The organism is Rahnella sp. CFA14(1/10) (assembly GCF_004195095.1).
GTDB lineage: Bacteria > Pseudomonadota > Gammaproteobacteria > Enterobacterales > Enterobacteriaceae > Rahnella > Rahnella perminowiae.
Map to the genome: position 1 here is coordinate 53,773 of NZ_SEWS01000006.1, position 24,301 is coordinate 78,073.

15 protein-coding genes are annotated in these 24,301 nt (G+C 52.8%); 10 read left to right on the plus strand and 5 right to left on the minus strand.

The annotated features are described in order from the left end of the window. The first annotated feature begins 334 nt into the window (after positions 1-334). The 4 genes from EVX52_RS13255 to EVX52_RS13270 all read left to right on the plus strand — a co-directional run bounded on the left by EVX52_RS13255 (position 335) and on the right by EVX52_RS13270 (position 5,386). Positions 335-892, plus strand: a complete 558-nt coding sequence (locus EVX52_RS13255) for a fimbrial protein (RefSeq protein ID WP_129991456.1) — start codon at positions 335-337, stop codon at positions 890-892. Positions 893-981: 89 nt separating this feature from the next. After that, a complete protein-coding gene (locus EVX52_RS13260) occupies positions 982-1,668 on the plus strand; it encodes a molecular chaperone (protein ID WP_129991457.1) in 687 nt (228 codons plus the stop codon). A gap of 149 nt (positions 1,669-1,817) precedes the next feature. Further along, complete coding sequence (locus EVX52_RS13265) at positions 1,818-4,277, plus strand: fimbria/pilus outer membrane usher protein (RefSeq protein WP_129991568.1); 2,460 nt, start codon at positions 1,818-1,820, stop codon at positions 4,275-4,277. 8 nt (positions 4,278-4,285) lie between these two features. Further along, positions 4,286-5,386, plus strand: coding sequence for a fimbrial protein (locus tag EVX52_RS13270; protein WP_129991458.1), 1,101 nt, complete (start codon positions 4,286-4,288; stop codon positions 5,384-5,386). Between the two features lie 51 nt (positions 5,387-5,437). Here EVX52_RS13270 and pbpC read toward each other — a convergent pair whose 3' ends face one another. Next, on the minus strand, positions 5,438-7,807 hold the full coding sequence (gene pbpC / locus EVX52_RS13275; protein WP_129991459.1) for a penicillin-binding protein 1C: 2,370 nt from the start codon (positions 7,805-7,807) through the stop codon (positions 5,438-5,440). A 55-nt stretch (positions 7,808-7,862) separates the two neighbouring features. Next, positions 7,863-13,880 (minus strand): MG2 domain-containing protein, encoded by a 6,018-nt coding sequence (locus EVX52_RS13280; protein ID WP_129991460.1) that lies wholly within the window; start codon positions 13,878-13,880, stop codon positions 7,863-7,865. A gap of 231 nt (positions 13,881-14,111) precedes the next feature. On the opposite strand from EVX52_RS13280, the gene greB reads away from it, so the two are divergent. From greB to EVX52_RS13310, 6 genes are all read left to right on the plus strand, one after another. Further along, entirely contained in the window at positions 14,112-14,585 is a 474-nt protein-coding gene (gene greB, locus EVX52_RS13285; protein ID WP_129953807.1) for a transcription elongation factor GreB, read from the plus strand. Between the two features lie 111 nt (positions 14,586-14,696). Further along, entirely contained in the window at positions 14,697-17,027 is a 2,331-nt protein-coding gene (locus EVX52_RS13290; protein WP_129991461.1) for a Tex family protein, read from the plus strand. Between the two features lie 416 nt (positions 17,028-17,443). Next, positions 17,444-17,668 carry a ferrous iron transporter A gene (gene feoA, locus EVX52_RS13295; protein ID WP_013573590.1) on the plus strand — a complete coding sequence of 75 codons (225 nt, stop codon included), beginning with the start codon at positions 17,444-17,446 and terminating at the stop codon, positions 17,666-17,668. Between the two features lie 86 nt (positions 17,669-17,754). Next, a complete protein-coding gene (gene feoB / locus EVX52_RS13300; protein ID WP_129991462.1) occupies positions 17,755-20,073 on the plus strand; it encodes a Fe(2+) transporter permease subunit FeoB in 2,319 nt (772 codons plus the stop codon). Positions 20,074-20,081: 8 nt separating this feature from the next. Further along, positions 20,082-20,318, plus strand: a complete 237-nt coding sequence (locus EVX52_RS13305) for a FeoC-like transcriptional regulator (protein WP_129953810.1) — start codon at positions 20,082-20,084, stop codon at positions 20,316-20,318. A 94-nt stretch (positions 20,319-20,412) separates the two neighbouring features. Continuing rightward, positions 20,413-21,333, plus strand: a complete 921-nt coding sequence (locus EVX52_RS13310; RefSeq protein WP_129953811.1) for a LysR family transcriptional regulator — start codon at positions 20,413-20,415, stop codon at positions 21,331-21,333. Between the two features lie 354 nt (positions 21,334-21,687). Here the strand turns inward: EVX52_RS13310 and mdcH are convergent, their stop codons facing one another. The 3 genes from mdcH to EVX52_RS13330 are packed head-to-tail and all read right to left on the minus strand — an operon-like array spanning position 21,688 to position 24,253. Then, the gene (mdcH, locus tag EVX52_RS13320; protein ID WP_129991463.1) at positions 21,688-22,623 is read right to left on the minus strand and encodes a malonate decarboxylase subunit epsilon; all 936 of its coding nucleotides are present in this window, start codon (positions 22,621-22,623) and stop codon (positions 21,688-21,690) included. Between the two features lie 27 nt (positions 22,624-22,650). Next, positions 22,651-23,277 carry a malonate decarboxylase holo-ACP synthase gene (locus EVX52_RS13325; protein ID WP_129991464.1) on the minus strand — a complete coding sequence of 209 codons (627 nt, stop codon included), beginning with the start codon at positions 23,275-23,277 and terminating at the stop codon, positions 22,651-22,653. 13 nt (positions 23,278-23,290) lie between these two features. Beyond that, positions 23,291-24,253 (minus strand): AEC family transporter, encoded by a 963-nt coding sequence (locus EVX52_RS13330; protein ID WP_129953814.1) that lies wholly within the window; start codon positions 24,251-24,253, stop codon positions 23,291-23,293. Between the last annotated feature and the right edge of the window lie 48 nt (positions 24,254-24,301).

A 24,301-nucleotide genomic window follows, 5' to 3' on the forward strand; every position in this document is an offset into this window, starting at 1 on the left:
ATGACTTCAGTAAAGAAATTTGCGGAAATTTCATAGAATCTAATCATTCGTTTAATTAATAATAAAGAACTTATAAATAACACTCCCTTTTAAAAGCCGATCAATTAATGATCAATTGATCAAGGAAATAAATCAATCAAACATTAATGATCATTAATAACTATATATCCGCAGGGAAAATAAAAGTGCTTTAAATTCATAAGCCGCCATCCTCTATTCAATGGATAAAACTGTTGATAGAATCCGACGAGAAAAGGTGAGTCATAGGTTTTATTAAAATCTATTCAACTTATCTTTTGTTAACCTTCACTTTTTATTTCAGAATGGATGCAAAATGAAAACTAAGCTCAAACTCTTAGCGGGTGGGATATTTATGGCTATGGCAGTCAATAGCTATGCGACTGATGGCGCTATTAACTTTCACGGCGAAATAATCACTCAGGCGTGTATCATAAATGGCTATCAGGATATTGATGTTCCACTAGGGACTTATTCAGCTGCCCAATTTGTGAGTGTCGGCGATCCTTCACCAAAAATACCTTTCACTATTCCATTAACGAATTGCCCCTATGCAGAAGATGGCAGTGAGGAAACAGATCATTTCCGTATCTGGCTGGAAGCACCTACTGTACCCGATCACCCGAATCTGATTCAGATTGCGGATGAATTCAAAGATGGCACCTCTGCGACAGGGGTCGGCATCCGTATCGTAGATGCAAAAACACCAAGCACACCTTTAGAAATCAACACACTACCGACATTGACTTATAACATTGAAGGCGACGTCATGAATGTGAATCTGATGGCCTATTATGAGTCTTTTGCTGCTGCTACGGCGATCACTGCTGGTCTGGCCGATGCTGTTGTTAATGTCACGTTAGATTACCGTTAATTTCTACCCCCCCCCGTTCAGGCAGGCATATCAGCCTGCCTGTTTTATGTTATGACAATTAATTGTTGTTAATTGCAGGATGCGATGACATGCCTAAAATAATTAGATTATCAATAAACATTCTCCTTATTTATTTGCTTGGCTGTCAGCTGTGTTACGCTGGCGGTATCATTGTTGGCAGAACACGAATCATTTATGAGGCGGATAAAAAAGAGGCATCACTCCCTCTGACAAATAATTCAGAAAATATACCTTTCCTGATTCAGTCATGGATTGACACAGGGGATGGGAAAAGTCGAGGGCCTTTTGTTGTCACGCCGCCATTGTTCAGACTAAATGCAAAACAAGAAAATGCTCTTCGTATTTCGTATACGGGCAGTGAATTACCATCCGATAAAGAATCCATATTCTATATAAATGTTCGGGCAATTCCCTCTTCTCCCAAAAATAATACAAATGAACTTAAGTTGGTGTTTAAAAGCCGCATCAAACTTTTTTACCGACCACAAAATCTGTCGGGTCGTAGCGCTGAAGCTTACAAATCACTGACGTTTTTCCGGGACCATAACGAGCTCCGAATTACCAACCCGTCTCCTTATTACGTCGTTTTTAGTTCACTTAAGCTGGGAAATACGCCGTTGAAAGATACTGACATGATTGCGCCCGGAGCTCAGATAACGGTGAAACTGCCCCCCGATATTTCTGGAAATATCATCCGCTGGGGAGCCATCAATGACTTTGGCGGCAGTTCTGCTTTTGAAGAACGCACTCTGTAATTCCCCATTTTTTGGCAACCAACATTACGTTTTCCATAAGAGATTCTATGACGATATCGTTTGATGACAATCATCGTGCAATACGCCAGCAGGCACACGCCGTCTCTTCTTGCCGGCGGCGTATTCTTTTTAAACTGTGCATTGTGAGTATGCTGGTGCACATTGCGCTGACTTGTCAGGCACATGCAGAAACATCTGGTGAAGTCTATTTTGACCCGAGATTAATGGAGCACTCCGGTCCTGAAACCGGACCCGTGGATTTGTCGATCTTCACCCTCAGTGATAAAGCCCAAATAGCCGGGACTTATGACACCACGATTTACGTTAATCAGAAAAAAATCCTGCAGCAGCAGATACGTTACGATCAGGCAGCCGATGGTTCGCTTGTTCCGCAAATCACCCCGGATTTACTGCGTGCGTTAAACGTGAATGTTGATGCTTTTCCTGTATTAGTCGCGCATGAACATAATGCCCCTTTGCAGCATCTCTCCGTCTATATTCCTGCTGCGGATGCAAAACTTGATTTCAACCTGATGAAACTCGATATCAGTATTCCTCAGGCCGCGATGAACAACCGGGCGAAGGATTTTGTTGATCCTGCCAGATGGGATGACGGCGTTCCGGTCTTGTTTTCCAACTACACTTTTTCGGGCGCAAAGCGCGAGAACAGGAATGGCGGTGGTGATTCCAGCCAATATTTGAATCTTCAGAATGGATTTAATGCAGGCCCCTGGCGTTTTCGTAACTACACCACTTACAGCAGTAACGAGGGAGAGAACTCATGGGATGTCATCTCCACAAACGTTGAGCGGGATATCAAATTTCTTAAATCTAAAATGATTATCGGAGAAAGCTCCACACCTGGAGATATTTTCCCCAGCCAGCAATTTACCGGTATTCAATTGTCCTCAGACGACAACATGCTGCCCAACAGCATGAAAGGATTTGCGCCCACGATCAGGGGGATCGCTAACTCCAATGCTGAAGTTACCATTAGACAAAATGGCTACATCATTTATCAAAGTTATGTCGCGCCAGGTGCTTTTGAAATAACAGATTTGTATCCCACGGCCTATAGCGGAGATTTAGAAGTTACAGTTAAAGAAGCCGACGGGACTGAGCGACGTTTCAATCAGCCTTTTGCTGCCGTACCGGTTATGCAGCGTCCGGGGCGGTTAAAATACAGCGCGACTCTGGCCAGGTACCGTGCGGCAGATAAAAATGACCGCGAACCTGAGTTCGCACAGGCCACCGCAATTTATGGGGTGACTAACGATATCACTTTATACACCGGCACCCTGCTTTCAACCGATTATTTGGCCGGAATTGCTGGCACAGGTTTTAGCCTTCATTCATTAGGTTCAGTCTCTTTAGACATGACTTATGCCCAAACGACTTTGGATAACGATCAACGTCATACCGGGCAATCTTATCGAATACAGTATTCCAAAAATATCGAAGCCACGGAAACCAACGTGACATTGGCTGGGTATCGTTATTCAACGGCAGGTTTCTATGACTTCGATGAAGCGAATGAACACCAGGACGACAACGAATCCTCTTCTCTGGACGGTCATAAGCGCAGCAAATTTCAGGTGAGTGTTAACCAGGGATTATGGGAAGGCACGAGCATGTATCTTTCGGCTTACCAGCAGGATTACTGGCAGAGAAGTGACACAGAGAAAAATCTCGCACTGGGGCTTAACTTCAGCCTCTACGGAATCAATTATAACCTGACGTACATCTACAGCCGTCTGGAAGATGAAGACAGTGATCAGCAGTTCGCGCTGAATGTCCGTATTCCGTTAAGTCGCTGGCTGCCAAACAGCTGGGCATCCTATAACGCGACGCAGCAAAAAGGCGGTGATACCCGTCAGCAGGTCGGATTAAGCGGAACAGCATTAGATGACAATCGGCTAAGCTACAACTTGCAGCAAAGCCACACGGATCACGGAGGCGGCAACAGCAGCAGTCTTTATTCTTCATACCGTGCGGCTTTCGGTACACTCAATGCAGGTTATAACTATGACGATGTTACCCGGCAAACCAGCTATGGCATGTCGGGTGGCCTTGTAGCCCATTCGCACGGTATTACCTTATCTCAGCCTCTCAGTAATTCTTTCGCCCTGATAGATGCAAACGGGGCCAGTGGTGCGCGGATACAAAACATCCCGGGGTTGAAAACAGACTGGCGTGGTTATGCGATCGTCCCTTATCTGACGCCTTATAGCGAAAATCGTATTTCTATCGATACCACGACTTTACCGGAAGATGTTGATGTCAAAAATAATTCAGAAATAGTGATTCCTAATAAAGGCGCCATGGTCACGGCTCACTTCGATGCGCATATCGGCGTAAGAGCATTAATCAAACTGGTTCAACCCGGTAATAAACCCGTCCCCTTTGGAGCCGTTGCGGTAAGTGAAGATCAGACGCTGGAAAATATTGTTGATGATGGCGGTATCTTGTATCTGACAGGGCTCACCCCGGAAAAAATGACCGTGCTGCATGTGAAATGGGGATTTGCAGCAAGCCAACAATGTCGTGCGAATATCAAAGTGAAAACATCCGGGAAGTCTGTGCAGACTCTCACGGCTCAGTGCATTTAAGGATGAAGATGAAGATAAACAAAGGGAAGCAGAGGATCACCCTCCTCGCGCTGGTATTAGCATTGTCAGGTACGTATTCCTCTTCAGCCCTTGCAGGGTCGGAAGCCTGCGAGCCCAGCACGGGCAGCGCGCTGTCTTATGACAATTCGCTCAATGAAGACATGAAAGCAGAAGAGAATACCGTGGGTAAGTCCTATGAACGTGCATTTAATGCAGGTCATCAGGGTTACCAGATAATGTGTAATTGCTCAGATGCCGATGTGAGTACCGATGCCATACTGATCCTTTATGCCCTGAAATCCTCTTTACCGGCCGGACATACAAACAATTATTATAAAATTAATGATCATCTGGATGTGATGACACGTATCGCTATTCCTAAAACGTCAGAGCCAGTGATTGTTCCGGCGAGTAAAATCAGTGATGCCACACGACACTGGGATAAGGACGGAACGGGAATTTGCCCACAGCAAAGTACACAGGACACCTTGACCACTGGCTCGGAAGGCAGCCTGTCGTTCTACGTCACAAAACCCTTTGTGGGTCAGCTGGAAATCCCGCGTACTGCGGTAGCTGAAATCTATGCAACGTCTGCAACATCATCCTCATACAGCACAAAATCGACTGTTCCGGTCGCCATTGTTTATATCGGCGGTACCATTACGGTTCCTCAAAGTTGCGAGATCAATAAAGGTGAAATTATATCGGTAGATTTTGGCACCATTAGCGCGGCCACATTTACCCGGCTCAAACAACCACCGGAGAATTTCCGACCTAATACATTCGATATCGTTTACGACTGTACGCAAAATGGTCTTCCGGTCATTCCTTCCGGCAACAAATTAACCATGACGCTCGAAGCAGAAGATGTGGTTGATCAGTACTATCTGGTGGGCAGACGCCGTGCTAAGGATAATGTGGCCGATATTGGCATCACTGTTTTAGATAGTGGCGGAATATCTATCCCGTTCAGAAACGGCATACTGCCTATGAATCAGAACGGTGAGGGGCAGATAACCCTGAGTGCCTACCCCATCAATCTGGTCGGCGGTAAGTTGGAAACCGGTGAATTCAGCGGGGTCGCGACCCTGAAAATTGATATTAAATAAGTGCTAAAAAGGCAGCCTTGATGCTGCCTGTTCTCTTCAGAGCATCCTTCTTCAGTTCACAATCTCTATATTCACTAACCGGCTGTCCGCCCTTCCATGATCGTCGACCGCACGGATACGGTACTGGCCGTTATTGATGGGCCGCCAGTTGATAGCAGATTTGCTGGCAGAGCTGCCGAGGTAGATGTCATCGACAAACCAATACACCGTTTTACTGTCCGCATCCGTGACCGCATTAAAGGCAATCCGGTCACGACCTTGCAGTGACTGCCGCAGCGTGTAAGTGGTATTTTTCAGTGGTGATGTGATGCGCGGAGGATTACCGCTGACATCCACCCCCTCATCTTTGCAGTGATTGGCCGGGGGTTTGCGTTTTGGCAGGCCTGCCTGTGCAAACACATTCGCCAGATCCGATGGCCAGAACTCAAACACTTCCGTACGGGTTTCGTCTTCTTCATAAGGCGGGCAGGCCACCTCACCGGTGAGTTTATCGAGACGTACCGGCCGGTAAACCGTATCAACTTTGATCGGCGACTTGCCCGGAATAAACCAGGTTTTCCCTTTTTGCTGGCACCACGGCGTTGGTAAATCACCACTGGCGAGGCAGATATCAACCCGCTTCAGCCGCTTCGGAAACGGGCGTTCAGGCTCCTGCAAATCAGGATAACTGGCGTTAATGTTGTCGATAATATTGAAAAATAACGGCGCCGCCGCCTCTGCGCCGACAAACACGTTGTTGCCTTTACTGTCAAAATTCCCTTCCCATACGACTAACACATAAGGCCCGAAAACCCCCACGCTCCAGGCATCACGAAAGCCCCAGGAGGTGCCGGTCTTCCAATAAACCGGCAGCGAAGACGGCGCCTGTGCCAGCGTATCGCCAGGTCGGCGGTGCTGGCGCAGCATGTCGAGTGTCATAAAACTGGCTTCCTCACTCAGCAAACGCACTGGCACCGTCTGGCGTGGATCGGACTTTTGCATCCGCAGTGGTTGCAACACACCCCGGTTCGCCAGCAGGGCATACAGTTTTGCCAGTTCCTGCATCGTCACCTCCCCGCCGCCCAGCACCAGCGACAAACCGTAGTGATTTTCGCCGGACATATTGGCGATGCCGGACAGACGCAGGAACTGATAGAACGTTGGCTGGTGAAGCTGTGACGCGACATAGACGGCAGGAATATTGCGACTGAAATTCAGTGCATCAGTTGCGGTCACCGGACCGAGAAAGCGGCGATCAAAGTTCTCCGGCGCGTAGGCACCAAACGCGGAAGGCACATCCTTCAGGATAGTCATCGGGTGCAGGACACCCTGTTCCATGCCCAGCGCATAAATGAAGGGCTTGAGCGCCGATCCCGGCGAGCGTTTGGCATTGGTGCCATTTACCTGCCCCTGAATCGCACGATTGTAATAATCCGCAGACCCAACCAGCGCACGCACACCCATATCACGGGTGTCGACCAGTAAAACGGCGGCATTGTGAATACCACGGTTTGTATTGCGGGTGATAAATGCATTGACCTGACGCTCGGTCAGCCGCTGCAAACCCGCATCCAGGGTAGTATCAATTCGGGTATCCGTGCGGATAACCTGCGGGTTTTGCTGACGTAACTGTTCAATGAAATGTGGTGCAATGTATGGCATCCGCTCGGGCTGGCGCATGGCCAACGGCAATCGGAATAATGAAAGCTGGCTGCTGTCTGTCGCATAATGCGCCTGCCAGCGCAGGAAAAGCCGATTACGTGCCTGCGTCAGCGCCGCACCGACAACACCGGTTTTAGGGTCGATACGGTTGCTCGGCGATTGCGGCAAAACTGCCAGCGTCATGGCTTCCGGTAACGTCAGGTATTTCGGGGCTTTGTTAAAATAGATCAGGCTGGCCGCGCCAATACTTTCAATATTTCGTCCGTACGGCGCGTTGTTCAGATAGGCTTCAAGAATGTCATGTTTGGAATAACTCAGCTCCAGTTGCACAGCACGCAACACCTGCATGAATTTACCGGATGGCGTGCGGGTATTCAGATGCCAGCGCATTCGCGCGAGTTGCATTGTGATGGTCGAGCCGCCCTGCATCTTTTCGCCAGCGATATAGCTGCGCCAGAAACCCCGCATCAGGCTGAACGGATTGAAACCGGGGTTATAATAGAACTCGCGATCTTCGTGCAGCAACAAGCTTTTCACCGCCAGCGGAGACACCTGTTCCAGCGGCGTCCACAGCCGGTAGCGATCATCGTTCGCCAGCGTGATACGCATCAGCGTGCCCTGCCGGTCATAGTAAACGGTGGAAAAAGGTTGCCCTTGCGAAAGAGGCGGATGCGGCCAGAGGCGACACGCCACCATAATCAGCACCAGTAAAAAAACCGCCATTGCTATGTTTTGCAGTTGACGTTTGGCTGTTTTGGAAAATGCGGGAAAGGTGATCATCTTGCTACTCAGAACAGGTTACGCCCCGCCGTAAACGACGGGGCTCTGCGTTTTGTTATTTTTCAGCCACTGCTGTGTCATCCGCCGGCACGACCACCAGTTTTTTATCACTGACGGACAAAGCCTGAACATCACGATTGTACATCGCCTCACCGTAGGCTGGCGGAATGAGGAAGCTGCCGGTATTGGTGGCTTTAATCTGATACACAAACTCCTGCACATCGGTACTGGCGCTGCCATAAATCACCACGCGATCTTCACGAATATCGCTGTAATCCGGTGCCCATGTCGAACCCGATGCCGCCAGTGGTGACTGCCATGACGCAGAAGCCTCTGCGCCATTGTTTTCCTCATCACTGTCAGATTCCGGCTCCGGTGGTGTTTGCTGCACCACTTCAAAACCACCCGGCAGCAAATCAACAATCGCCAGATTACTTTGTCCTTCCTGCGAATTAGCGCGAACTTTCAGATGTACATTGATCTTCTGCCCCAGCGTAATCTGCGTCACCGGCTTACCCTGCTCATCGGTGTAATCGCGGGTGATTTCCAGACCACGGGAAATGGCTTTCTCCGGCGCGGCCAGATCGTAGCCCGCCTGCGTCACCACATACCAGGCTGGCGCATTGTTGCTGTTTTCTACCCGGATAGCCTGCGCGTCAGCAGTGAAATTCGCTTTCGCAAACAGCCCCTGAACCTGAGAAATCAGCTGCGGTTCGACGTTTTTCGTTTTGCTGATCTGCGTGATTTTCAGCGCATCCGGCACTGTCGCCTGCGCCGCCACCTGTGTGGAATAACTCTCCAGCGCCAGAATGCTCATCGCCGAGGAATACGTCGTATAGCGCTCTTCTTTCAGCGCTTTAACCATATTTTCCAGTACCTGCGGCGGAATGGCCGACACTTTTTCCGGGAAGTGACGGGTGATCAGATACAGCCGCGTCGCGTCCTGCACCAGCGGATCAAAATAACTTTGCGTCCACCATGCTGTGTCATACGCCTTGCTCAGTTGCTTCCAGGTTGGCTGTAACAACGTATTCGCCTCATCATCCATTTTCAGCAAACGGTATGACGACGCCAGATACATCGCGCTCAGATCGGTTTCCCAGCTCTGTGGATAACGCTGCTGTAATGTGTCCTGCACCGAGGCCAGTAAACTGGTGGTGATTTCACCCTGACGGGTTAGCAGATATACCGCCCATGCCCGCAGACGCAGGGTATACAAATCATCGTTCTGATTGGCTGCCAGTTCGCGCAGCGCCGAATTGGCCTCTTCCAGCATACCGGCAGGCAACGCGATGCCCGCCGCTTTGGCTTCCAGCAAATATTGCACCACGTACGGTGTGACAAACGGATCGGTTTGCGGCGATGAACGCCACAGGCCAATCGCGCCGCTGTCGTTCTGACGTGAACGCAGCACCGCCATCATGTCTTTCAGTTGCTTGCTGCTGTCCGCCGGGCTGAGATTGCCGCGCATTTCCGGATGCATTGTTTCGAGGATCAACGGCACGGAGCGGCTGACAATCTGCTCAGAACAGTAATACGGATAATCCGCCAGATATTGGGATAAGCCGCGGGTCAGCACTAACGGCGAGTTGGATACCGCTGCCGTGCGCACCGCATAAGCATCAAACATCTGGCGCAGGTTATCGACGTTCTGACTGCTGCCGCTCATACGCCCCATCACTGACTGCGTGCGGAACGGCATCGCCGGGCGCACCGACGTACTGATCGTCCGGCGGCTGGTTTTATCTGCATACTTCGCGACAAACACCAGCGGTGCATCGCCCGGCAACGCTTTGGCGCGCAGGCGGAAGTTAACCACGCCTTCGCGTTTTTCTGCCAGTGACACGTTTTGATCGGCGTTACCCACCACTTCAAGCTGCGGCGGTACGGTCAGGTGAATCGCAACCGGGATGCTTTTGCCGTTCAGCCCTTCGAGGTTATTGCTGACCCCCACGCTGACATCAAACTCATCGCCCGGTGCCACCATCGACGGCACGTTTGGCGTCATGATGAAGTTGTCGCGCACGGTCGCCGAGGTCTGCGCTTTCCCTATTTTGTCCGGCGTGACGGAAATCGCCATCACGCGGATTTTACCGTTAAAGTAATCCGGCACCGGATAATTAAACTGCTTCTCACCGTTCACGTCGGTAATACCCGACCAGTACGCAACGGGCTTATCGCGCTTACGTTTGAACGGATTGACGTTCAGATCCAGCCCTTCACCGGCATCGCCGCCCGGCGCGGCGGCCAGCTGCATCAGCTTGCTGAATTCCGGCAGGATAAGATCCAGAATCTGCGCGCTTTCCACACCCAGTTCGCGTTTACGGAAGAAAAACTCCAGGGGATCTTTCAGGCGATAACGCGCCACCTGCAAGATACCTTCATCCACAGCAAACAGCGCCACCTGTTGCGGCCCCTCGGTTTTCACCGTCATGACCAGATTTTCGCCGGGTTTAATCACTTCAGGCGCGTTGACTTCAAGACTGTTCTGCCGTGCTTTGGTGCTGATTTTGAACGGCATCACCCCGTAGCTCAGCGGACTCATGAAGATTTCATTGGAATTCACATCACGCACGAACTGCACGTTAATGTAACCGTTGCCTTCCATTCCCGCCGGTACGCGAATTTTCTGCACCGAACTGGTGGTGTCGGTATGGAACCACTGCCAGCTGTACACTTTATCTTTCTCAATAGTGATCAGCCCGCTGCCGGTGTACGGCGCGTTAACGGAGACCTCGATTTCCTCACCTGGCTGATATTCCGCCTGATTGAGTTTCAGCTTCAGTTCAGCATTTCTGTCCAGCGAACGGCTGAGATTGGCGTTACCGGCCACGGTATAGCCAATGCGGTTCAGCACATTGCCTTTCGCATCTTCAATGACCAGCACGAAATCACCGGGTTTATCCGTCGCCAGCGTCAGGTTGTTGCCCTGCGCCGTCAGCGAAAGCGGTTGTTCCGACAACGGCACTTCCTTCATTTTCGACTGATATTTGTAAACGCCGGAATCCTGTTTGGTCAGCACTGAAATGTATTTCTGTTCAATCAGCGCGACTTTCAGGTCCGGCAGCGCAATCTGTTTTAGCGACGGGTCGATCGCAATAACGTTCAGATGTCGTGCGGCATCGCGGTTTATATAGCCTAAATCACCGTCGGCTTTTACGCCGATCAGAGAGTCATATGGCGATACCAGCACCCGCGCCGTCGCAGCCACGGAACGGCCACCACCGGCCACAAACGCCTCGGACAGCAGTTGCAGCTGGTACGTCGCGTCAGCATAAGATTTCAGATCCAGCGGGATATTCGCCGCGCCATTTTCGTCGGTCTTGCGGTCTTCCAGCTCGGTTTCAAAACCGTCGCTGTTCTGACGGTTCTCGTAAAAAGCGTAATCCGGGAATTGATCGAAGCTCGGATACATCGGGCGCAGCGTCAGTCTGGAGGTCACACGCCTGTCCTGCGCGGGCGTACCGAACAGGTTCTGTACGTCGATACTGGCCTGCAATTCTGACGGTTTCACCCAGCCCTGCCTGCGGTCCGGCGTCAGTTGCAGTTTCACCTTCAGTTGATCCGGCTCGAACTCTTTGACGTTGACCGAGGTATGGCCCAGCAAAGTGGAAGAGGCATTGTCTTTGCCAATCAGATACAAATAGATGTTCCATTCACCGGTTGGTGAATTATCGTCAGTGGTATAACTCAGCTCATTGAAACCGCTGGCACCGAGCGTCAGCGGAATAGTGCTCATCAGCTTGTCGCGCGGATCGTGAATTTCAGCCCGCACCGGCACACCCGCCAGACCGTTGCTCCAGTCGGCGGCGCGGGTAATCAGTCCGATATTGAAGGTGTCCCCCGGACGATAAACGCCACGATCAGAGAACAGATAGCTGCTCAGCGTGCGCGGGTCGTTCGGCGTGATTTCGCCATCGACATCAAAACGGGAGAAGTCGAGACCGCGATCGTTATTCCGGTCCGCCGGCAGGAAGGAGACATCGCCCTCCTTTTCCACCAGGAACATCACCGGCTGGCGTTCAAGGGTATAAACGTCCAGCGCAGGGAAGCGCACATGACCGTCAGCACCGGTGGTTTGTGTCAGCAGGGTAATGCCGTTTTTGGCAATCACGGAAACTTTCGCGTTCGCCACCGGCGCACCGCTGTGGATCGACTGCACAAACACATCACGTGTTTTATCCTGTGAACGCTTGGCAATAATCCCCAAATCGGTGACGACAACAAAACGTGAGTCGCCGACCGGTGCTTCTTCTTCGCCCTGCCCATCGTCCTGATAGACATTGCCGTCGTCATCAGTTTCCGGTTTATTTTCTTTCTTCTTCGGATCCCATTCCGACAGCGTCAGCAGGAATACGCCACGATGTGACGCCGGATCAGTGGAGAGGTAACGCGAAAGATCGACGCCCTGATAATTCACGTCGCCCGGTTTGTCGTTATTGACCGCCGTCTGATAGGTAAAGTGCTCGGTAAAATATTCGTCATTCAGGCGGTTAAATTCCGCCGATGAATACTCACGGCTTTTGAATGACACAATGTGTTGCAGCTGGCTTGGGATCACCCGTTTAATGTCCAGACGCAGGCCCGGCACGTTGCGTGCCGCCACGCTGATTTGTTTGTCACCGCTGACCGATAACAGCGAGCCCTGCGACATAAATTGCAGGGATTTCGGATAATCCGGAACCGCGACGATGCGGTACACTTTTTCCGGCATTTTGTAGCCACCGGAAGAGGTCAGAATATTGTCAATTTCCACCAGCATGGCGCGGCGGGCAGGCGCATCGAAGCGGAAGCTGAACTGCGGCTGATAATCGCTTTCCGCATCATTAAGCTGGATATTCAGCGGCGTGGACTGCGCGAGTACATTGTTTTCGACGCTGTCAACGGCCCAGCTGGCATAATCATCCGGGCCTTTGGCCTCGTCCTGATCATTTGGATTGTGCTGTGGCAATAGCCAGACTTTGACTGCCTGGCGGATATCTTTATCTTTCACCGCGTCGCTGAAACCGACGATCAGCGCCCGCTGACCTTTCGCCCCATCGGCATCCACCACCTGCGCACTGGCTTCATTCACCGCCAGGCTGTAAAGCGTCGGCACAGACACCACGGCATTTTTAGTCTGCGCAGTCGCATTCGACGGCACGGTCGATGTAATGCCTTCGCCAAGGGTGACACGCACCGAACCGCCGTGATCGAGCGGTTTCAGCGGCTCGGAATGTACCCAGGCGTTGAGTTTTTTCTGGTCATAGACCACAGAGTAATTGAGTTTCGACTCAGTTTTCGCTTTACCTTCGGTCAGGCCAAGCGAAATCTGTTTTTCGAAACTGGCAACATCCACCGGTGCATTGAATTTAACGTTAAAAATCGCGCTGCGTTTTTGCGGGTCCTGTGGATCCTGATAGTACTCAGCCTGCCCCAGCTGATAATCGAACGCAGGGGCGGTGAATTCATAACGGGTTTTCGCCAGCTTGATTTGCGGCGCAAGCAGGACATCAGGCGTAAAGTTCACGTCATATTTTCTGCCCATCGGCAGCGGATTTTTAGGGATGAAAACCAGCGTGTAGCCGCTCACCCATTTCCATTCACCTTCGGCGGCAGGTTTCAGGGAAATCCCTTTTTCAACCACTTTGCCAACATCAGTTACGGGCGCGGCGGAATGGCGGAAATTGAAAATCACCTGCTGTGATGCAGGTTTTTGCGCGGCGTAATTCACAACTTCAGGTCCGCTGACACGCACGCTGGTGTCCTGATACACCCTCGGGGCCGGGTCGATCGGCTGCGGGCGGCTGAGCCACCAGTGCCAGCCGTAAACGCCCGCCCCTGCGGCGCACAGCAAAACAAGAATCGCCAGGCTGATGGTTTTCGGGTAGTGATCTACGCCATTTTCCATGCGCGTAACACTGCGCTTAAGCCAGCCGGAAGTGGCTGCCCACCAGGCAGGCGCACGCCAGTCGATATTGCCGACCACCGGTTTGAAGACGCGACCCAGCAGGCTCAGTATAAAAGCCAGCACGCGGAAAAAACCTTTTATCAATATAAAAGGCAGACGAAGTAAGAATTTTAATAAATCCATTTGCTGCTGTACCTCTAATCCCTGTGAACTATCGCCAGAAGTGATATTTTTATGTGAATCAGGACTGTTATTAAATTCAACGCATTGCGCCGCAGGATAAAGATTATTTGCCCGCAAAGCCATCAGATATAGCGTAGCAGTAACGCAGAATTTCCGGCTGATTTCTGCGCTGCCAGCGGCGCCATTGTATGAAACAATAGCCGGAGAATGTTGAGGAAAGCGACAGGTGACATGAAAACCAAACTGATTACCCGTGAAGGCTACGACAAGCTCAAAACTGAACTGGACTTCCTGTGGCGCGAAGAGCGACCGGAGGTGACCAAAAAAGTCACCTGGGCCGCGAGTCTGGGCGATCGCAGCGAAAATGCTGACTATCAGTACAATAAAAAGCGGCTGCGCGAAATCGACCGCCGCGTGCGTTATCTGACGAAATGTCTGGAGCAACTGCGCATCGTCGATTACTCACCACAGCAGGACGGAAAAGTGTTCTTTGGCGCGTGGGTGGAGGTGGAAAACGACGACGGCGACATCAAGCGCTTCCGTATTGTCGGCTATGACGAAATTTTTGGCCGCAAAGACTACATTTCTATCGATTCGCCGATGGCGCGCGCCCTGCTGAAAAAAGAAGTGGGCGACAGTCTGGTGGTGACCACGCCGGTCGGCGACGCAACCTGGTACGTCAATGAAATTGAATACGTGAAATGATCAGCTAACTCCCAAAACACGCAGGTGGATGGCCTGATGACTGGCATTTTATGTCTTCAAACCGTATAACTGTGCCCTGCTTTTTTAAACGAAAAAACTGATACCAGACCTATGAATGATCAACTGAGCCGCATTATCGCAAGTGAATTGCAGGTTCGCCCGGAGCAGGTTGCTTCCGTGGTGCGTCTGCTGGATGAAGGTAATACCGTGCCGTTTATTGCACGGTATCGTAAGGAAGTCACCGGTGGGTTGGATGATACCCAACTGCGTCAGTTGGACACCCGTCTGGGTTATCTGCGGGAGCTGGAAGACCGTCGCCAGACCATTCTCAAATCCATTGAGGAGCAGGGAAAACTCAGCGACGATCTGGCGAAAGCCATCAATACCACGCTGAGCAAAACCGAGCTGGAAGACCTTTACCTGCCGTTTAAACCAAAGCGTCGCACGCGCGGACAAATCGCCATTGAAGCCGGACTGGAACCGCTGGCCGAACTGTTGTGGAACGCGCCGCAAAATGAGCCGGACGCTGCTGCCGCAAAATTTGTCGATGCAGACAAAGGCGTAGCGGACGCCAAAGCCGCACTTGACGGCGCACGTTATATTTTAATGGAACGCTTTGCAGAAGATGCCTCGCTGCTGGCAAAAGTCCGTGATTATTTGTGGAAAAATGCCCATCTGACCTCCCGGATGGTGGAAGGTAAAGAGCAGGAAGGCGCGAAATTTCGCGACTACTTCGATCATCACGAACCGATTTCCCAGGTACCTTCGCACCGTGCGCTGGCGATGTTCCGTGGCCGCAACGAAGGTATTTTACAGCTGGCGCTGAATGCCGATCCACAGCATGACGAACCGCCAAAAGAAAGCTATGCCGAACAACTGATCATCGACCATCTGGGTTTGCGCCTGAACAATGCGCCTGCTGACGTCTGGCGTCGCGCCGTGGTCAACTGGACATGGCGTATCAAAGTCCTGCTGCATCTCGAAACTGAACTGATGGGCACCGTACGTGAACGCGCAGAAGATGAAGCAATTAACGTTTTTGCCCGTAATATGCACGATTTGCTGATGGCCGCGCCGGCCGGTATGCGCGCTACCATGGGGCTTGATCCGGGTTTACGTACCGGTGTGAAAGTCGCCGTTGTGGATAACACCGGTAAACTGGTGGATATCGATACCGTTTATCCCCATACCGGTCAGGCGGCAAAAGCCGCGCAACAGGTTGCCGCGTTGTGCATCAAACACAACGTCGAACTGGTGGCGATCGGCAACGGCACCGCGTCGCGGGAAACGGAACGTTTCTTCCTCGAGCTGCAAAAACAGTTCCCGGCGGTAAAAGCGCAGAAAGTGATTGTCAGCGAAGCCGGTGCATCGGTGTATTCCGCTTCCGAACTGGCGGCACTGGAATTCCCGGATCTGGACGTTTCTATTCGCGGAGCCGTCTCTATCGCACGTCGTTTGCAGGATCCGCTGGCGGAGCTGGTAAAAATCGACCCGAAATCCATCGGTGTCGGTCAGTATCAGCACGACGTCAGCCAGAGCCAGCTGGCGAAAAAACTCGATACCGTCGTGGAGGACTGTGTGAACGCCGTGGGTGTCGATCTCAACACCGCTTCCGTTCCTCTGCTGACCCGCGTGGCGGGCCTGACCCGCATGATGGCGCAGAATATTGTCAGCTGGCGCGATGAAAACGGTCAGTTCCGTAACCGCGGGCAGTTGTTGAAAGTCAGCCGTCTGGGACCAAAGGCCTTTGAACAATGCGCGGGCTTCCTGCGCATCAACCACGGCGATAATCCGCTCGACGCCTCGACAGTTCACCCGGAAACCTATCCGGTCGTGGAACGCATTCTGGCAGCGACACAGCTGGCGCTGAAAGATCTGATGGGTGATTCCAATGTGTTACGCGGCCTGAAAGCCAGCGAATTCACCGATGAGCAGTTCGGTGTGCCAACGGTCACCGACATTATCAAAGAGCTGGAAAAACCGGGGCACGATCCGCGTCCTGAGTTCAAAACCGCCACCTTTGCCGATGGCGTCGAAACCATGAACGACCTGATGCCGGGTATGATCCTCGAAGGTTCTGTCACTAACGTTACCAACTTTGGTGCGTTCATCGATATTGGCGTCCATCAGGACGGTCTGGTTCACATCTCATCGCTTGCGAACAAATTCGTCGAAGATCCTCACACAGTGGTGAAGGCGGGTGACATCGTGAAAGTCAAAGTGATGGAAGTCGATCTGCAACGTAAACGTATCGCGCTGACTATGCGACTGGACGAACAGCCCGGCGAAGCACCGGCACGGCGTCCTTCCGCACCGGCGACAGATTCCCGCGATAATCAGAAGCGTCATTCACCGGGCAAACCGGCGGGGCGCAATGCGGCTCCTGCCGGTAACAACGCGATGGCCGATGCGCTGGCAGCTGCACTGAGTAAAAAACGGTAATTTTCCTTTTGCTCCTCTCCCTGTGAAAGCCGCTGATAATCAGCGGCTTTTTTTACGCCTCTTTTTTCGACACTTTTTAAACTCTCTCCTAATGAATCAATCACTGAGGTAAATCAATAAAACGCACATCCCGCAGGCATAGGATAGCGACGCGGTGGAGATACCCGCGAAGAGGCCCACCTCTTTTCTTTTGTCTCCATACGCGTACTAATTATGATAATTATTCTCATTTGTACTTCTTTGTGTATTCAGTGCACCGCCAGTTTCAGGCTGGCCATTTCGCACCAGGGACAATTTCAGAGCAATATTTTTAGCAACATAAATCGCCAGTCAGTGGAACCACCGGGCAAGGACGCACGGCGCAAAATCACTAAAACGCCGTCATCCATTAATGCCTGATCGCCTCGCGAGGAATTATGCAACTTCAGTCAAAACGTGCTTATAAAATTACCGGCTTTTCACACGAAATCAGTCCGGCTTACCGGCAGAAACTGCTGTCACTCGGGATGTTGCCGGGTTCATTTTTCAACATAATCCGCGTGGCGCCGATGGGCGATCCGGTACAAATTGAAACCCGCCGTACCAGCCTGGTGGTCCGCAGAAAAGATCTCGATCTGCTGCAGCTCGAGATGATGGCCTGATCCCCCGTCAGGCCGGTGACAGTACATTTTTCGCGGCGGGCCTTGCGCTTGCATATTCACCTTTTCTCACACGCAGACTTTAACGTATGAAACCATTAACTATCGGCCTGATTGGTAATCCGAACTCAGGTAAAACCACCCTTTTCAATCAGTTAACCGGTTCCCGTCAGCGTGTCGGTAACTGGGCAGGCGTCACTGTCGAGCGCAAAGAAGGTCAGTTCGCCACCGCAGAACATCAGATTACGCTGGTGGATTTACCCGGTACCTACTCCCTGACCACCATTTCCGAGCAAACCTCGCTCGATGAACAAATTGCCTGCCATTACATTCTTAGCGGCGACGCGGATCTGATGATCAACGTCGTGGATGCCTCAAACCTCGAGCGTAACTTGTACCTGACGCTGCAACTGCTGGAGCTGGGCGTACCGTGCATCGTGGCGCTGAACATGCTTGATATCGCCAAAATCCAGAACATCAATATTGATATCCCTGCGCTTTCTGCCCGTCTGGGTTGCCCGGTGGTGGCGCTGATCTCTACCCGGGCCAGTGGCATTCAGGAACTGAAAGTTGCCATCGACGCATTGCCTCAGGTGGCTGAGCTGGAGCGTGTGCAATATCATCCGCTGCTGCAACAGGAAGTCGATGTGCTGGCCGCCGGCATGCCGCAAGACATGTCGCTACAACAACGCCGCTGGCTGGCGCTGCAAATGCTTGAAGGGGATATTTATAGCCAGACACACGCAGGCAACGCGCACGCTTTATTGCCGCAGGTGAAAGCCCGGCTGGCTGAGCAAAAACTGGAAGACCCGGCGCTGCTGATTGCCGATGCGCGTTATCAGAGTATCGCGACACTCTGCGCGGAGGTCAGCAATTCTCATCTCACGGCACCGAATAAACTGACGCAGGTGCTCGATCGGGTGATCCTCAACCGCTTTCTGGGCGTGCCGGTTTTTCTGCTGGTGATGTATCTGATGTTCGTACTGGCCATCAACATCGGCGGCGCGCTGCAACCTATTTTCGATATCGGCTCAGCTGCGATTTTCATCCAGGGTATGCAGTGGATAGGCTTTACCCTGCATTTCCCGCAGTGGCTGACCATTTTTCTGGCGCAGGGGATAGGCGGCGGTATCAACACCGTGCTGCCGCTGGTGCCTCAAATTGGCATGATGTATCTGTTTCTGTCATTCCTTGAAGACTCCGGTTATATGGCGCGTGCCGCGTTCGTCATGGACAGACTGATGCAATCACTGGGTCTGCCGGGCAAATCCTTCGTACCGCTCATTGTTGGCTTCGGCTGTAACGTGCCGTCTATTATGGGCGCCCGCACGCTGGATGCACCGCGTGAACGTCTGATCACCGTGATGATGGCGCCGTTTATGTCATGCGGTGCACGTCTGGCGATTTTCGCGGTGTTCTCCGCGGCCTTTTTCGGACAGGACGGCGCATCCGTAGTGTTCTCGCTCTATCTGTTAGGCATCGTGGTCGCCATCCTGACCGGCCTGCTGCTGAAATACACCATCATGCGCGGCGAAGCCTCACCGTTTGTGATGGAACTGCCGGTGTATCACGTTCCGCATCTGAAAAGCCTGCTGCTGCAAACGTGGCAGCGTCTGAAAGGTTTCGTGTTGCGGGCCGGTAAAGTGATTGTCATCGCCAGTGTTTTCATCGGTGCACTGAACAGCTTCTCGTTCAGCGGCAAGGCGGTGGATAACATCAATGACTCGGCGCTGGCGTCAGTCAGTAAAGTCCTGACACCGGTGCTCTCACCGATGGGTGTCCATCCTGACAACTGGCAGGCGACCGTGGGGCTGGTGACCGGTGCCATGGCAAAAGAAGTGGTGGTCGGTACGCTGAATACGCTCTACACCGCCGAACACATCACCCATGAAGGTTTCGATGCGGCCAGTTTCAATCTGTTCGATGAACTGAGCGGTGCGGTGAAAGCAACCTGGCAGGGCCTGAAAGACACCTTCAGCATCAGCGTGCTGTCAAACCCGATCGAAGCCAGCAAAGGTGACGGCGAAATGGGCGTCAGCTCGATGGGCGTCATGAGCACCAAATTTGGCTCGGCGATTTCGGCTTACAGCTACCTGATCTTCGTATTGCTTTACGTGCCTTGCGTCTCGGTGATGGGGGCGATTGCCCGTGAAACCAGCCGCAGCTGGATGACGTTCTCCATCTTCTGGGGGCTGAATGTGGCGTATTCGCTGGCCACGCTTTTCTATCAGGCGGCGACGTTCAGCCGTCATCCGGCACACAGCGCCGGTATGATCCTGAGCGTGCTGATTTTCAATGCCATCGTCTTAACCGCCCTGCGCAAAGCCCGCAGCCGGGTCAGCATCCATCTGCATCCGCGCAATGTGGCGGCCTGCTGTAAACCCGCTACCGGCAGCGACTGTCACTAGGAGATAAAATGACCAGTCTGATTCAGGTTCGCGACACTCTCGCACTGGCCGGACGGGCAGATGCCCGCCAGCTCAGCCATCAGCTTAATGCCCCGCAGCCGCTGGTGCAGGCGATGCTTGAACGGCTGGTCGCCATGCACAAAGCAAAAGTCATCGAAGCCGATGACAACTGCCTGAGCGGCAGTTGTAAAAGCTGCGCCGACGGCAAGAAGTGCCTGACAATTTCTTACACCCTCATTCCCTGATACCGGCCTTTCCGCCCTTCCTGAATAGTCGCCCGGCGGCTATTCAGCTATCATTTCAGACCGCAACGGCCTACAACGCGCCGCAGGAGCCTGCATGATCGACAGTGAAATCACCTTCCGTAAACTCGAAATTTTTCTCGCCTATATGGAAAAGCAAAACATCACCCGCGCTGCCGAACAACTCGGTCTGAGTAGCGTCAGTGTGCATCGCGCCCTGCATTCACTGGAAGAAGGCTTGCGCTGCCCGCTGTTTATCCATCGTGGCCGCAATTTGCTGCCGCTGCCTGCCGCTGAAGCGCTGCTGGAGCACGCGACGCAGGTCATTGAGCAAATGGAGCACGGGATTCTGGCGACCCGGCGTGCCGCCGGTTATGGCGATAAGCGGCTGAAAGTCGGCACGTTATATTCACTGACACTGGAAACCATTCCGCGTCTGATCATGGGGCTGAAACTGCGCCGTCCGGAGCTTGAACTGGAGCTGGTGATGGGGTCCAACAATGATTTACTGCACAAGCTGGAAGACGGTCAGCTGGATGCCATTCTGATTTCGACCAGTGATTCCAACGTTGATGCCCAGCGTTACGATCAGTTGCCCCTGTTTCAGGACGATATTTTCCTCGCTGCCCCGGCCAGCGCTGAGCTGGCTTCAGAAGGCACAGCAGACTTACGCGATTTCAGACAGAAGAAATTCGTGTCGCTGGCCGAAGGGTTCGCCACCTATCACGGCTTTCAGGAAGCCTTCCAGGTCGCCGGTTTCGAGCCGGACATCGTCACGCGGGTGAATGATATTTTCTCGATGCTGAGTCTGGTGCAGGCGGGGGTTGGCTACACCCTCATTCCAGGCAGAATGAAAGGCGTGTATGAAAATACGGTGAGATTACTGCCACTGGCAGAAGCCTATCAGATGCGCCAGACCATCTCGCTGGTCTTCCCGCACAGCCGCGAGCACGACCCGAATTTGCTCGCCCTGGCCGCTGAAAGCCGGATGTATGCGTTAACGAGCAGAAAGCGCTGACAAGCGCTCGCTGTTTTGCGCAATCAGCACAACCGGCCAGTGCGTTTTATCAGGATGGTGGCTCCAGAGAGCTGATTCCGGAATGCTCACGCCGTCATAACGCATTTTCGAACCGTCATAAGGGTAAAACTGTCCTTTTTCCGTATCATGTTGTTGAATCGTATTTCATCGATGATTTCAAACCGTCTGGTCAGAGTGGCTGGACTGTACGACCTTTCAAGCACGATCATTTGCGAATCCCCGCGAATTAAAACTGGCATGATATCCCTTCATTCAGAGTGGTTGGACAATAGCACGTTGCACAATAATCAAACAATGCAATGTGTTTTCATCACCAACCTGTCATGCCTTTACTCAGCGTTCGTTTTCCCGTAACCGTGTTGCGAGACGTGCCGCAACCTGCGTGCCCGACTGACAGACAGACAGCGCTTCGCCCTGCTCCATCGCACGGCGTGTCAGGCCGGTCAGCACTGAGCCCGGCGGCATTTCTATCGCCAGCCGCACATCACGCTGATACGCAGCGACCATGGCATCCCGCCAGTTAACGGTACGCGCCATGTTCATTGCCAGATCGCCGGCGATTTTTTCCGGCTGCCAGTACACACGTCCGGTCGTTCCGCTGAGATAACCGCAGGCCGGACGGGAAAGATGAATCTGTTTAAACGCCTCCGCCAGTTTTGTCGCAGGCTCATCGAGCAGCGCACAGTGTGACGGCACACTGACCGCCAGCTGATGTGTTTTCTGCGCGCCCCGTGTTTTGGCGAGCTGCATCACCTGTGCCATGGCGGCATCGCTGCCCGCAATCACCAGTTGATCTTCCGCATTAATATTTGCCAGATACACCGGTGATGTGGCGCTGTTGACCTGAGCCACCAGTTCCTCAATCTGCGCCTGACGCAGGCCGGTGATCGCTGAAAGACCAAAGCCATGGGGATAAGCCTGCTGCATCAGTTCACCACGCAATGCCACCAGCCGGACGGCATCACCGAAGCCTAGCGCACCGGCAATCACTGCGGCTGGAAACGCGCCAATCGACAGCCCGCTGCAAAAATCCGCCTCAATCCCTTCGGCCTGACATTGTTTCGCCCAGACCACACCGGCAATCAATAAGCACAGTTGTACCGCACGGGTGGAACGCAAAGCATCGGTGCTGTCGAGCAACAGGACGTCTTCACCCAGTGCGAGACTTGCCTGTTCGATAAGAGAATGCGTGAGCGGATTATCCGGCAGGCGATGCAGCATCTGCGGCACCTGCGGCCCTTGTCCGGGGAAAGTAAATAAGATTTTCATCGTGCTCCTTGCTTCTTTTGGCCGGTATCACTCTGCCGGCAATTGCCACGGGTCACGCACCAGCAACGGGCCGGACGCCGTTTTCAGCATGATGTCACCGCCACGCAGCCATTCGCTGAGCGCAAATCCACCCCGTGGTGTATTGATCTGAACATCGGCGCGGCAGGGCAGCCGCTGAAGCTGGCCGTAAAAATCAGAAAACTGAGAGGGTTCTGCCGGCGTGTCGCAGCGCACCAGTAAATCGAGATCGCTGCCGGCGTGCATCACCGGGAGATCACTCACCAGCGCATACGCACAACTGCCTGTCACCCCCCAGACGAAGGGCCATTGCAGACTGCACAACGTAATCAGCGCCTGCACCGGTTGCTGAGACACAAACGGCGAGTGTAAAAGCGCGTTGACGTCGCTGATCAGGGATTCCGGTGTGACAACCCGCATCACCGCCGCCGGATCAATCCAGGCGGCGGCCCGCTGAATGCGGGTCAGCCCGCGAATACCCACCGGAACCGCACCGTCAGCACGCTTATCGCGACGCACCACCAGCGGCAGCGCCGTGCGCCAGCAGGTGTTCACCCATTCGGGTAAACCGCCGTCGTTCTCAAGCGCTGAACGGTCACTGATCCAGACAAAATCATGGGCACGCGGGTCAGACATATTCAATCCTTGTTTAATGCAGGGCTGCCGTTAACGAGATAAACAGCGGCAGGGTCACGATACACAAAACGGAACTGATCAGCAGTGAGGCTTCAGCATCCGGAGACTGCACGCCGAAACGGTTACCGAACACGATACCGAAGAAACCGGCAGACAACGCAATCATCAGGATCGCGGTCACCGCAACCTGACCACTCAGGCCAAACGCCAGAACCAGACCCCAGGCGATGAACGGCTGGATCAGATTTTTCGCCACACAAGATAACAGCACCGGACCGTTAATTTTCAGTTTACGGGCTGACAGAATCACACCGGTCAGGAACAGCGCAGACGCAGTCGCTGACAAACCCAGCGGCTTAATCGACGCCAGGAAGATTTCCGGCATTTTAATGCCAATCGCTGACAGGATCACGCCCAGCAACGGTGCCCAGACGATCGGTTTTTTCACGGAACGCCACATCAGAACCGGCAGCAGTGTCAGGGAAGACCCCTGATTTTCACCACTGAGACGCGCTTTTTCACGTTCCAGAATCAGCAGGCAGAACGGTGTCATCAGCACGGAACCGCAGGCGATAGAGACCGCAACGGACAACGATGTTGATGGCGCATCACCCAGCACGCTGCTCAGAATAGGCAACCCCAGCGCCGCATAGTTTGGCAGGGCTACGGTCAGCGTCAGAACGGCAGCGTCCTGCGGCGATTTTTTAAAGACTTTGGTGCAGATAAAGTAAATCGCCGCATAGGTGATCCACATGGCCAGCACCAGCACCAGAATCAGCGGTGACTGCTCCACAATGCCTGACCACGGGGTCTGTACGGTGGCGGCAAACAGCGCAGCGGGTAAAGCAAAATCCATCACGAATATATTCAGTAAAGAGACATTCTGGTTATCCACCATTTTCGCTTTCCCGGCGTAAAAGCCGAGGATCATGATGACGAAAATAGGGGCAAGCGCGTGCAATATTACGTAAGTCATAGCGTTTTTCCTGAGGCAAACAATGATTGCTCAGTCGGCGCCGGTGCG

Coding starts and splice junctions, on each gene's coding strand:
- EVX52_RS13290 (WP_129991461.1), top strand. CDS start 14,697: ATGAATGATCAACTGAGCCGCATTATCGCAAGTGAATTGCAGGTTCGC.
- feoA (WP_013573590.1), top strand. CDS start 17,444: ATGCAACTTCAGTCAAAACGTGCTTATAAAATTACCGGCTTTTCACAC.
- mdcH (WP_129991463.1), bottom strand. CDS start 22,623: ATGAAAATCTTATTTACTTTCCCCGGACAAGGGCCGCAGGTGCCGCAG.
- pbpC (WP_129991459.1), bottom strand. CDS start 7,807: ATGATCACCTTTCCCGCATTTTCCAAAACAGCCAAACGTCAACTGCAA.
- EVX52_RS13310 (WP_129953811.1), top strand. CDS start 20,413: ATGATCGACAGTGAAATCACCTTCCGTAAACTCGAAATTTTTCTCGCC.
- EVX52_RS13280 (WP_129991460.1), bottom strand. CDS start 13,880: ATGGATTTATTAAAATTCTTACTTCGTCTGCCTTTTATATTGATAAAA.
- EVX52_RS13260 (WP_129991457.1), top strand. CDS start 982: ATGCCTAAAATAATTAGATTATCAATAAACATTCTCCTTATTTATTTG.
- EVX52_RS13330 (WP_129953814.1), bottom strand. CDS start 24,253: ATGACTTACGTAATATTGCACGCGCTTGCCCCTATTTTCGTCATCATG.
- EVX52_RS13270 (WP_129991458.1), top strand. CDS start 4,286: ATGAAGATAAACAAAGGGAAGCAGAGGATCACCCTCCTCGCGCTGGTA.
- greB (WP_129953807.1), top strand. CDS start 14,112: ATGAAAACCAAACTGATTACCCGTGAAGGCTACGACAAGCTCAAAACT.
- EVX52_RS13305 (WP_129953810.1), top strand. CDS start 20,082: ATGACCAGTCTGATTCAGGTTCGCGACACTCTCGCACTGGCCGGACGG.
- EVX52_RS13255 (WP_129991456.1), top strand. CDS start 335: ATGAAAACTAAGCTCAAACTCTTAGCGGGTGGGATATTTATGGCTATG.
- feoB (WP_129991462.1), top strand. CDS start 17,755: ATGAAACCATTAACTATCGGCCTGATTGGTAATCCGAACTCAGGTAAA.
- EVX52_RS13325 (WP_129991464.1), bottom strand. CDS start 23,277: ATGTCTGACCCGCGTGCCCATGATTTTGTCTGGATCAGTGACCGTTCA.
- EVX52_RS13265 (WP_129991568.1), top strand. CDS start 1,818: ATGCTGGTGCACATTGCGCTGACTTGTCAGGCACATGCAGAAACATCT.